The 4,229-nt window shown below is 61.3% G+C and carries 2 protein-coding genes; both read left to right on the top strand.

Going from position 1 to position 4,229, the window contains the following annotated elements; all coding sequences use genetic code 11:
- Nucleotides 1-199: hypothetical protein (locus tag NS2_RS35125; RefSeq protein WP_147207437.1), on the top strand; the 199-nt coding region annotated here is incomplete at its 5' end.
- A 2-nt stretch (nucleotides 200-201) separates the two neighbouring features.
- Nucleotides 202-4,229, top strand: a 4,028-nt coding sequence (locus NS2_RS35130; RefSeq protein WP_147207438.1) for an Eco57I restriction-modification methylase domain-containing protein, incomplete at its 3' end; no start/stop codon positions are given.

Raw genomic sequence — 4,229 nt, forward strand, 5'->3', positions numbered from 1 at the left:
AGTACTAGAGCAATGGCGCTGGCGCGCAGTGCGCTGGAATTCGGGCGCGGAGCAGCTGGAGCTGTTCGGCGCTCAGAAGAAGAAGGTGGACAAACTGTCCCAGCGCATCGCCGAAGAGCAGCGGCTGGCCGAATCCCTCGCTCCCACACAGCAGCTGGTGCGCCCGCTGCTGGTGATCGTCCCCGGTAAGGATCAGTGATCATGGCCTCCTTCGATTCCATTGTCATCGGCGAGGATTGGATCAGCGAGCACTACTTCACCACCGACTCGGTGAAGGAGTCCTTCCACGGCAAGGTGCTGGAGCTGCGCAAGCTCTGGGACGCCGAGGCCAAGGAGGGACGGGCCACCGTCCGCGGCTCGCTGCTCGCGGCCTGCCGGGATCTACAGACCGATCTGGCCGCCCTCGCCGAGAACCCGCAGGGCGCGCCCAAGGCGCACGCCGAGGTCCGCACCGCCTTGGGGTATCTGGGCGAGCTCACGCCCTTCGTCGCCGAACGCTCCGGGGCCGAGCTGGTGATACCCGACGCGCAGTTGCCCGGCGTCTCGAATGTGCTCTTTCTGCAAGCCGATCCGGTGTCGTCGCTCGAGGATCTGCTCGATCCGGACGAAGGGCTGTTGATCACTCCGGCCACCGAGGACGGGAAGCCGATCGAATCGGTCTCCAAGGCGGTGTCGGCGGCGTTCCGAACCGACAAGGAACGAAAGCCCGCCTTCGTGGTCGTGCAGGCCGGGCAGTGGATGCTGCTGGCCGAGGCCGAACGCTGGGCCGAGGGCCGATATCTCGCCGTCGACCTGCTGGTGGTGGCCGAGCGCAAGCACGAGGCGCGCGGCGGCGAAATCGACCGGGCGGCAGCGATCTTCGGGTATCAGGCGCTGAAAGCCGATGCCGACGGCAATATCTGGTGGACCGGTGTCCTCGAGGATTCGGTCAAGCACACGGTCGGCGTCTCCAAGGACCTGCGCGAGGGCATCCGGCTGTCCATCGAGATCATCGCCAACAATGTGGTGGATCGCCGCCGGGCCCGGGGCCTGTCGATGGACGGTATCGACGGCCAGGAACTGGCCAAGCACTCGCTGCGGTTCCTGTACCGCATCCTGTTCCTGCTGTACGCGGAAGCCTCCCCGGAAATGCAGGTATTGCCCACCGGCGCACCCGAATACGAGGAGGGTTACGGGCTCGATCGCCTGCGCGAGCTGACCCTCACCGAACTGGCGACCGTGCGCGCCCGCACCGGCACCCACCTGTACGAGTCGCTGAAGAAGCTGTTCGACCTCGTCGAGTTCGGCCACACCCCAAAGGTTCGTGAGCTCAATCCTGACGACCCGGCACCCGGCCTCGAATTCAATCCGCTTCGCGCGGACCTCTTCTCCCCGGCGGCGACCCATCTCATCGACGAGGTCGGCCTCAGCAACGAGAAGGTCCAGGACGTGCTGGAGCACCTGCTGCTCACCAAGGAAAGCAAGGGCCGCAAGGGAGCCGACCGCGGCTTCATCTCCTACGCCGAACTCGGCATCAACCAGCTGGGCGCGGTCTACGAGGGCCTGATGTCCTACACCGGATTCTTCGCCGAGGAAGACCTTTTCGAGGTCGCCAAGAACGGCGACCCGGAGAAGGGCTCCTGGGTCGTCCCCACCGACCGCGCCGACCACCTCTCCGAATCCGACTTCGTCCGCGCCGAAGACCCCGACACCCACGAACTGCGCCCGGTCGTCCACCACAAGGGCACCTTCGTCTTCCGCCTCGCAGGCCGCGAACGCCAGCAATCCGCGTCCTACTACACCCCCGAAGTCCTGACAAAGTTCGTCGTCTCCCAGGCCCTCGAAGAACTCCTCGACCAGAACGACACCCGCACCACCCCGGAGGAAATCCTCCAGCTCACCATCTGCGAGCCCGCCCTAGGCTCGGGCGCCTTCGCCATCGAGGCCGTCCGCCAGCTCGCCACCGAATACCTCAAGCGCAAGCAAGAAGACCTCGGCAAACTCATCGACGCCGACAAATACGCCATGGAACTCCAAAAGGTGAAGGCCCACATAGCCCTTCACCAGGTCTACGGCGTAGACCTCAACGCCACCGCCGTCGAACTCGCCGAAATCTCGCTCTGGCTCGACACCATGGTGGCGGGCCTCCAAGCCCCCTGGTTCGGCCTCCACCTCCGCCGCGGCAACTCCCTCATCGGAGCCCGCCGAGCGGTCTACACCCCAACCCTCCTGGCCAAGAAAGCCTGGTTGAAGACCGTTCCGAACGACGTCCCCCTCGGCGAGGACATCGGCACCGGCATCCACCACTTCCTCCTCCCCGCCGAAGGCTGGGGCGCGGTCATCGACACCGCCGAAGCAAAGACCTACGCCCCGGACAAGCGCGAAGAACTCCGCCTGTGGCGCAACGAAATCCGCAAGTCCCCTAACAAGGCCATCATCAAACGCCTGGCAGCCCTCTCCCAACGAGTCGAAACCCTTTGGGACTTCACCCTCCGCCGCCTAACCATCGCCGAATCCGAAATCCGACGCGACCTCCACCTATGGGAATCCGCCCCGGTCGAACACACCCCAGCGGTAACTCGCGAACAAATCGAAACCGTCCTCACCAACCCGAACGGGGCCTACCAGCGCCTGCGACGCGTCATGGACGCCTGGTGCGCCATCTGGTCCTGGCCATTGACCACTGACAAGGAACCCCCGGACTGGGATACGTGGGTCGGCGGATTGGAAGCAATCCTCGGCGTCGCGCTGAAGGAGACCGCCGCCGAACGTCGAGGCCAACTCAGCCTGGGACGGGATACCAGCTGGCAGGAACTGGATTTCGCAGAGGAGAACGATCTCCTGCTGTCCCGGGTCATAGCCGTGGAACATGCCCGCCACCAGTTCCCTTGGCTCAATATTGCTCAGGAGATCGCCGAGCGAGCAGGCTTCTTCCACTGGGAGTTGGACTTCGCACCGGTGTTCGCGAGAGGTGGCGTCGATCTGCAGGTTGGTAACCCGCCGTGGGTCCGACCGGATTGGGATGAGGCGGGGGTACTCGCAGAGTTCGATCCGTGGTGGCAACTCGCGGAAAAGCCAAGCGAATCGGCGAAGCATGCTAAACGAGATGAGATCCTTGGATCATTCGCTGCTTTGACGAGTTACCTCGATGAGAGGGCCGAGCAGACTGGCATCAGCGAACATCTCGCATCAAACATAGACCGACCAGCATTGGCTGAACTTCGTCCCGATTTATACCGATGCTTCATGGAGCGAACATGGCGTTCGATCTCAACATCCGGCATTTCCGCCCTCATACATCCCGAGAGTCATTTCACAGAACTTCGCGCCAGGGGTCTGCGGCGTGAAACCTATGAGCGACTGCGCAGGCACTGGCAGTTCAAGAACAGCGCCTATATCTTCCGCGAGATCAGTCATAAACGCGACTTCGGTGTCCACGTTTACGGAACTGCACGCCGTCGTATTAGCTTTCAACAAGCAGCATGGATATACAACCCCTCCGTCATCGAGCGATCGATCGCTCATGATGGATCGGGACAGCCGCCGGGCGTTCGAGATATTAACGACGAATGGGACATGCGCCCGCACCTGGAGAGAATAATCCACGTCGACGAGTCGGTCCTAAAGGACTGGGCGGCGCTTATAGATGAACCAGGAACGCCAACCAGAGAAGCTCGGATCTTGTATCCGATCAACAACGTTAGCGTTGAGGTTCTGAACAAGATTTCCAACTCACCTCGCCTGAGTCAGACCGGTTTTGAATGGACACCCGGCTGGAACGAGACGATCGACCGCAAGCGCGGATTGTTCGAATTCAAACCCGCCGTTCCAAACACGTGGAACGAGGCGATCATCCAGGGCCCCCATATCACGGTGGCGACGCCGATATTCCAACAGCCGAACCCTAGCTCAAAGAATCGGCAAGATACCGAACATATCGACCCGGAATCAATTTCAGAGAACTTCATACCTCGCACAAGTTATCAAATATCTAAGCCATTTTCAGAATACATATCCGAATACTCAGAGTGGTCGGGTCAGCCAAGTTCAGATTTCTTTCGCTTAGCATGGAGAGAAATGGCAGACGTCGCAACAGTTCGCACGCTTCACGCAGCCATAATACCACCGGGGCCGCAACATCCGCTGACAATATACTCCGCGAAGCTGGATTTCCCAGACCTCGCAGTTGCGTCAGCGTTCAGCGCTTCGATTCTCTCAGACTTCGTAATAAAGGTTGCAACTAATGGACC

Origin of the sequence: Nocardia seriolae NBRC 15557 (assembly GCF_007990715.1) — a bacterium.
GTDB lineage: Bacteria > Actinomycetota > Actinomycetes > Mycobacteriales > Mycobacteriaceae > Nocardia > Nocardia seriolae.